Annotated in this window: 6 protein-coding genes; 3 read left to right on the top strand and 3 right to left on the bottom strand. The window is 72.7% G+C overall.

The window, feature by feature from the left end:
- The 3 genes from VMF51_RS13980 to VMF51_RS13970 form a co-directional block, all read right to left on the bottom strand.
- Nucleotides 1-486, bottom strand: a 486-nt coding sequence (locus tag VMF51_RS13980; protein WP_325475053.1) for a hypothetical protein, incomplete at its 3' end; no start/stop codon positions are given.
- Nucleotides 487-561: 75 nt separating this feature from the next.
- Entirely contained in the window at nt 562-1,368 is an 807-nt protein-coding gene (proC, locus tag VMF51_RS13975; RefSeq protein ID WP_325475052.1) for a pyrroline-5-carboxylate reductase, read from the bottom strand.
- 19 nt (nt 1,369-1,387) lie between these two features.
- Nucleotides 1,388-2,332 carry a proline dehydrogenase family protein gene (locus tag VMF51_RS13970; RefSeq protein ID WP_325475054.1) on the bottom strand — a complete coding sequence of 315 codons (945 nt, stop codon included), beginning with the start codon at nt 2,330-2,332 and terminating at the stop codon, nt 1,388-1,390.
- A gap of 124 nt (nt 2,333-2,456) precedes the next feature.
- Here VMF51_RS13970 and VMF51_RS13965 point away from each other — a divergent pair, with 124 nt between their 5' ends.
- From VMF51_RS13965 to VMF51_RS13955, 3 genes are all read left to right on the top strand, one after another.
- Nucleotides 2,457-4,781 carry a chemotaxis protein CheW gene (locus VMF51_RS13965; protein WP_325475051.1) on the top strand — a complete coding sequence of 775 codons (2,325 nt, stop codon included), beginning with the start codon at nt 2,457-2,459 and terminating at the stop codon, nt 4,779-4,781.
- Nucleotides 4,778-5,197, top strand: a complete 420-nt coding sequence (locus tag VMF51_RS13960) for a chemotaxis protein CheW (protein ID WP_325475050.1) — start codon at nt 4,778-4,780, stop codon at nt 5,195-5,197. Before VMF51_RS13965 ends, VMF51_RS13960 begins: the two co-directional genes overlap by 4 nt.
- A gap of 21 nt (nt 5,198-5,218) precedes the next feature.
- A partial coding sequence (locus VMF51_RS13955) for a methyl-accepting chemotaxis protein (RefSeq protein WP_325475049.1) occupies nt 5,219-6,172 on the top strand: 954 nt, incomplete at its 3' end.

Genomic DNA, 6,172 nt, shown 5'->3' with positions numbered 1-6,172 from the left:
GACCACGCGACGACCGGACAGGGCATAGACCTCCGAGCCGAACGCGGACGGCGCGACCGGTCGCCGTGGCAGGTGGGTCATCCGCGTCCAGGTGCCGAGGCGCACGTCGTACCGCCACCAGGTCGCCGGACGGCCGGTCAGCGCGTGCCGGAGGACCACCACGCCGCCGGTGGCCGTGGCCTGGTCGCGGTCGGTGACGGCCATCGGCAGCCGCAGGCGGTGCCAGACGCCGGTGCTCAGGTCGTAGGCCGCGCCGTCGCCGAGCAGCCGCGGCCCGCCGCGCTCGACGCCGCCGAGCACGAGGACGAGATGGCCGACGTGGACCCCGAGGGCGTGGGTGCGTGGCGACAGCGGGGGCCTGGCGAGCTCCTGCCAGGAGGGGTAGGGGCGCGCGGTCACCGGCTGGTCGCTGCCGGACATGAACGCCGCGCCGGCGACGGCGACGGCGAGCGTCACGACCACGCGGGCCAGGATCCGCCGGACCATCGCACCTCCTGCGGCCAGGCTAGCCCCGGACGGCCTCGGAGGACCCCGGCCGGCCCGGTCCGGCCCGGTCGGTGCTCAGGAGCCGGCGGCCAGCTGGGCGGAGCGGTCGCGCGCAGCCTCCATCGCGGCCAGGAACGCCGCGCGCACCTTGTGCACCTCCAGCTCGCGCAGGGCGGCGGCGGTGGTGCCGCCGGGCGAGGTGACCTGCTCGCGCAGCACGACCGGGTGGGTGCCCGTCTCGCGCAGCATGGTGGCCGAGCCGACGACGGTCTGGACGACCAGGTCGGTGGCGGTGGAGCGGGGCAGTCCGAGGTGGACGCCGGCCTCGATCATCGACTCCACCACGAAGAAGAGGTACGCCGGCCCGCTGCCGGAGATGGCCGTGACCGCGTCCTGCTGCCGCTCGGGGATCCGCAGCACCTTGCCGACCGAGGCCATCAGCTCCTCGGCCTCGGCGAGGTGGTGGTCGTCGCAGTGCGAGCCCGGCGAGATGGCGGCCATGCCCTCGTCGACGAGGGCCGGCGTGTTCGGCATGACCCGGACGACGGCGACCCCCTCGGGCACGTGTCCCTCGATGAAGGTGGTGGTGATCCCGGCGGCCAGCGACACCAGCAGCTGGCCGGGGCGCAGCACGGGCGCGATCTCGGCCAGCACGTCGCCCATGTCCTGCGGCTTCACGACCAGCATCACGGTGTCGGCCTTGCCGGCGGCCTCGACGTTGCCGACCACGGCGACGCCGTACCGCTCCTCCAGCTCGCGGGCGCGCTCGGCCCGCTTCTCGCCCACCAGCAGCTGGTCGACCCGCCGGCCGGCGCGGACCAGGCCGGACAACAGGGTCTCCCCCATCACCCCGGCACCGAGGATGGCGGTCTGCGAGGTCATCGAACTCCTTGGGGCGCGTCTACTTCTTCGAGATCAGGGACTTGACGAAGAATGACAGGTTCTGCGGACGCTCCGCGAGCCGGCGCATCAGGTAGGCGTACCACTCGGCGCCGTACGGCACGTAGACCCGCACGGTCTCGCCGGCCTCGACGAGCCGGCGCTGCTCCTCGGGGCGGATGCCGTAGAGCATCTGGAACTCGTACGTGCCGCGGACCCGGTCGTAGCGGCTGGCCAGCGACGCCGCGATCTCGATCATCCGCGGGTCGTGGGTGGCGATCATCGGGTAGCCGCGGCCGGCGAGCAGGATCTTCAGGCAGCGCACGTAGGCCTTGTCGACCTCGAGCCGGTCGGTGAACGCGACCGCCTCCGGCTCGGCGTAGGCGCCCTTGCACAGCCGGACCCGGGAGCCCTCGTAGGCCAGCGCCCGGCAGTCCGCCTCGGTACGACGCAGGTAGGCCTGCAGCACCGCACCGGTCTCGGGGAAGTCCTTGCGCAGCTCGCGCAGGATCGTGAGCGTCTCGTCGGTGGTGGTGTGGTCCTCCATGTCGACGGTGACCGTCGTGCCGGCGTTGCGGGCCGCCCGGCAGATGGTGCGGGCGTTCTCGAGCGCGATCTTGTGCCCGCCCCCGAAGCCGGCCGCGTCGGGCAGCGACAGCCCGATGGCGCTGAGCTTGATCGAGACCTCGGCCGCCGGGGTCAGTCCCGCAGCGGCGAGCTCGCGGAGCAGGACGACGTACGCCTCGACGGTGGCCTCGGCCTGGTCGACGTCGAGGGTGTCCTCGCCGAGGTGGTCGAGCGTGGCCCGGAGCCCGTCCTCGGCGAGCCGGGCCGTCGCGGCGACGGCCGCCGCGGTCGTCTCACCGGGCACGTAGCCCGTCACGATCGCCGACGACACCGGCAGCGTGCTGACGAGCGACTTCACCCGACCACTGCGCGAGAGCAACAGGATCGGCTGGCGGAGCAACGACATGCCCTCAGGCTACGTGGCCTCCCGACGCGTCCCCCTGTTCCCTCAGGTGGCCCGCCGCCCGGTCGATGTGCAGGGCATCGACGGATGTGAGCACAGAAAGGCGGGCACCGTGGAGGAGATGGACGAGATCGTCCAGGAGTTCCTCGTGGAGAGCCACGAGAACCTGGACCAGCTCGATCGTGACCTGGTCGCTCTCGAGCAGTCCCCGGGTTCGCGGGAGCTGCTCGGCAGCATCTTCCGCACGATCCACACGATCAAGGGCACCAGCGGCTTCCTCGCCTTCGGCAGCCTCGAGGCGGTCGCCCACGTGGGCGAGAACCTGCTGGCCCGGCTGCGCGACGGCAAGATGTCGATGACGCCCGCGACGACCGACGTGCTGCTCGCCATGGTCGACAAGGTCCGCGAGCTGCTCTCGGCGATCGAGGCCGGCGGCACCGAGGCCGGAGTGGCCGTCGACAGTGTCGTCGCCGCCATCACCGTCGTGCTGGAGGGCGGCGAGCCCGCGGCCGCGGCGACTCCCGCGACCCCGGAGTCCGCCGAGCTCGTCGCGGAGCCCGAGCCGGAGCCGACGCCGGAGCCGATCCTCGAGCCCGTGGCCGACGTGGTCGCCGACCTCCTCGAGGAGCTCGGTGCGAGCACGGCCGAGGAGCTCGAGGTCGCGCCGGAGCCTGCCCCCGCTCCGGCCCCGGCGCCCGCTCCCGCACCCCAGGCCGACGCCGCCACGGACGAGCCGGCCGCGCGCCGTACCGTCGCCGAGTCCTCCATCCGTGTCGACGTCGACCTGCTGGACACCCTGATGCGTCTGGTGGGCGAGCTGGTGCTCACCCGCAACCAGATCGTGCGCCAGGCCGGCGAGCAGGCCGACCAGGACCTCGCCCGCTCCTCGCAGCGGCTGAACCTGATCGCGACCGAGCTGCAGGAGGGCGTCATGAAGACGCGCATGCAGCCGATCGACCACCTCTGGTCCAAGCTGCCCCGCGTCGTACGCGACCTCGGTGCGCAGTGCGGCAAGAAGGTGAGCCTGGCGATGGTCGGCCGGGAGACCGAGCTGGACCGCTCGCTCCTGGAGTCGGTCAAGGACCCGCTGACCCACCTGGTCCGCAACGCCGTCGACCACGGGCTCGAGAGCCCCGAGGACCGCGTCGCGGCCGGCAAGTCCGCCCAGGGCACCCTGACCCTGCGCGCCTACCACGAGGGCGGCCAGGTGGTCGTCGAGGTGTGCGACGACGGTGCCGGCATCGACGCGGAGAAGATCGCCGCGAAGGCGGTCCAGCGGGGCCTGCGCACCGAGAGCCAGATCGCCACGATGTCGCAGGCCGACATCCTGCAGCTGATCTTCCTGCCCGGCTTCTCCACGGCCGCGGCGGTCACCAACGTCTCCGGCCGCGGGGTCGGCATGGATGTCGTCCGCACCAACATCGAGGGCATCGGCGGCACCATCGAGGTCGAGTCCGTCGTCGGGCGCGGTACGACGTGCCGCCTGCGGATCCCGCTCACCCTGGCCATCGTCCCGGCGCTGACCGTCGAGTGCGCCGGCGACCGCTACGCCATCCCGCAGGTCAGCCTGCTGGAGCTGGTGGCCCTGGACGCCGACCGGGCCGCGACCGCCGTCGAGGACGTCAACGGCGCCTCGGTCTACCGGCTGCGCGGCACGCTGCTCCCGCTGGTCCGGCTCACCGACGTCCTGGGCGTCGAGTCCGACCGCTCGGACGGTCACGTGCTGATCGCCGTACTGCAGGCGGACTCCAAGCGGTTCGGCCTGGTCATCGACCGGGTCCTCAACACCGAGGAGATCGTCGTCAAGCCGCTCGGCTCCCAGCTGAAGGCCCTCGGGACCTACTCGGGCGCCACCATCCTGGGCGACGGCCGGGTCGCGCTGATCCTGGACGTCCAGGCCCTGGCCCGTCGCGCCCTGGTGGCCGACGTGTCCGAGCGCGCCGACACCGCCTCGACCGACGAGACGCTCGGCGGCGGGGAGCACCTGCGGATGCTGGTCGCCGGCATCGGCGGCGGTCGCCGGGTGGCCATCCCGCTGTCCTCGGTCGCCCGCCTGGAGAACATCCCGGCCGACCAGGTCGAGCAGGTCGGCAGCCGCGAGGTCGTGCAGTACCGCGGCGCGATCCTGCCGCTGCTCCGGCTCAACAGCCACCTCGGCGCCTACAGCGAGCGCGAGGGCGAGGACCTGGTGGTCGTCGTCTACTCGGCCGGCTCGCGCAGCGTGGCCATCGTGGTGGACGAGATCGTCGACATCGTCGACGACGAGACCCAGGTCAGCAGCGACGTCGACGACCACGGCCTGCTGGGCAGCGCGCTCATCCGCGACCGGATCGTCGAGGTCCTCGACGTGCGCGCCGCGATCCTCGCGGCCGACCCGAAGTTCTACGCCATCACCGACGCGGAGCTCGACGGCCTCGCGACGAACGAGCTCCAGGAGGCGATGTGAGCACCCGGCTGGTGACCTTCACCCTCGACGACCGCATGTACGGCGTCGGCGTGGGCGCGGTCCAGGAGGTCCTGCGCGGGTTGCCCCGCACCCGGATCCCGCTCGCCCCGCAGACCCTGGCGGGCCTGATCAACCTGCGCGGTCAGGTGCTCAGCGCCGTCGACCTGCGCGAGCAGCTCCAGCTGCCGCCCCGCAGCACCGAGCACGAGCCCATGCTCGTGGTCATCCGCGTGGCCGGCGAGCCGGTCGCGTTCCTGGTCGACACCATCGGCTCCGTCGTGGACGTCGAGGACGACCAGTTCGAATCCCCGCCGGACACCCTCTCCGGCCCCTCTCGGGAACTCATCCTCGGCGCGTACAAGCTCGACGACCAGCTGCTCCTGGCGCTGGACGTCGATCGCGCGGTCGCCGCCTGACCCGTCCCGAAAGGACCCATCATGAAGAGCCCGATCACCTGGACCGTCGGACGCCGGCTGGCCGCCATCGCCGGCATCGGCGCGGTCACCGCCGTCACCATCGGCGGCGTCGCCCTCAACGGGCTGCGCTCCCTGGACCGCGAGGCCGACGACGTCGCCCGGTACGGCGACGCCGTGATCCTGGTGCGCGCCATCGACACCCGCACCAGCGAGCTGAAGGTCACCGGCGTCAAGGCGCTGGCGGCGGCGGACCCCTCCGCGCTCCTCGCGGACGTGGAGGACGACCTCGGCCAGGTCGAGGACTACCTCCGGCAGCTCGACGCCCTGAACCTGGGCGGCGGCGACGACGAGCAGACCCGGGCCTTCCAGAACGCCTTCGTCGAGTACGGCGAGGCAATCACCGCCATCGTCGCCAAGGTCGCCGCGGACCAGACCGGCTGGCAGCGCAAGGGCGCCCAGCTCGTCGACGAGGTCCAGACGGCCAACGACGCGACCGACGCCGTGGTCAGCGCTGCCATCGAGGCGATCACGGCCGCCTCCGAGGCCGAGGAGGAGACCATGCAGAACACGCTGTCCTCGTCCATCCGGCTGCTCATGATCGCGGCGGTGGTCGGGCTGCTCGCTCTCTGCGTCCTGGCCACGCTGATCGCGCGGTCGATCACCCGGCCGCTGCGCAGCAGCATCGACCTCCTCAAGGCCTTCGCGGGCGGTGACCTCACCCAGCGGGCCGAGGAGCGCTCGGCCGCCGAACTCGGCGAGCTCGAGCACGCCCTGAACCAGTCCGTCGACTCCGTCGGCCGGATCATCGGCGCCGTCTCCGCCTCCGCGAACGCCGTCGCGGCGTCGTCGGAGGAGCTGTCCGCCTCCAGCCAGCAGATCGCCGCCGGCGCCGAGGAGACCAGCGTCCAGGCCGGCGTCGTCTCCAGCGCCGCCGACGAGGTCTCCCGCAACGTCGGCACCGTCGCCGCCGGCGCC

Origin of the sequence: Nocardioides sp. (genome assembly GCF_035503875.1) — a bacterium.
In the GTDB taxonomy this organism is placed as follows: Bacteria; Actinomycetota; Actinomycetes; order Propionibacteriales; family Nocardioidaceae; genus Nocardioides.
The sequence above is the reverse complement of the archived record's forward strand: the minus strand, read 5'-3'. Positions and strand labels throughout refer to the sequence as shown.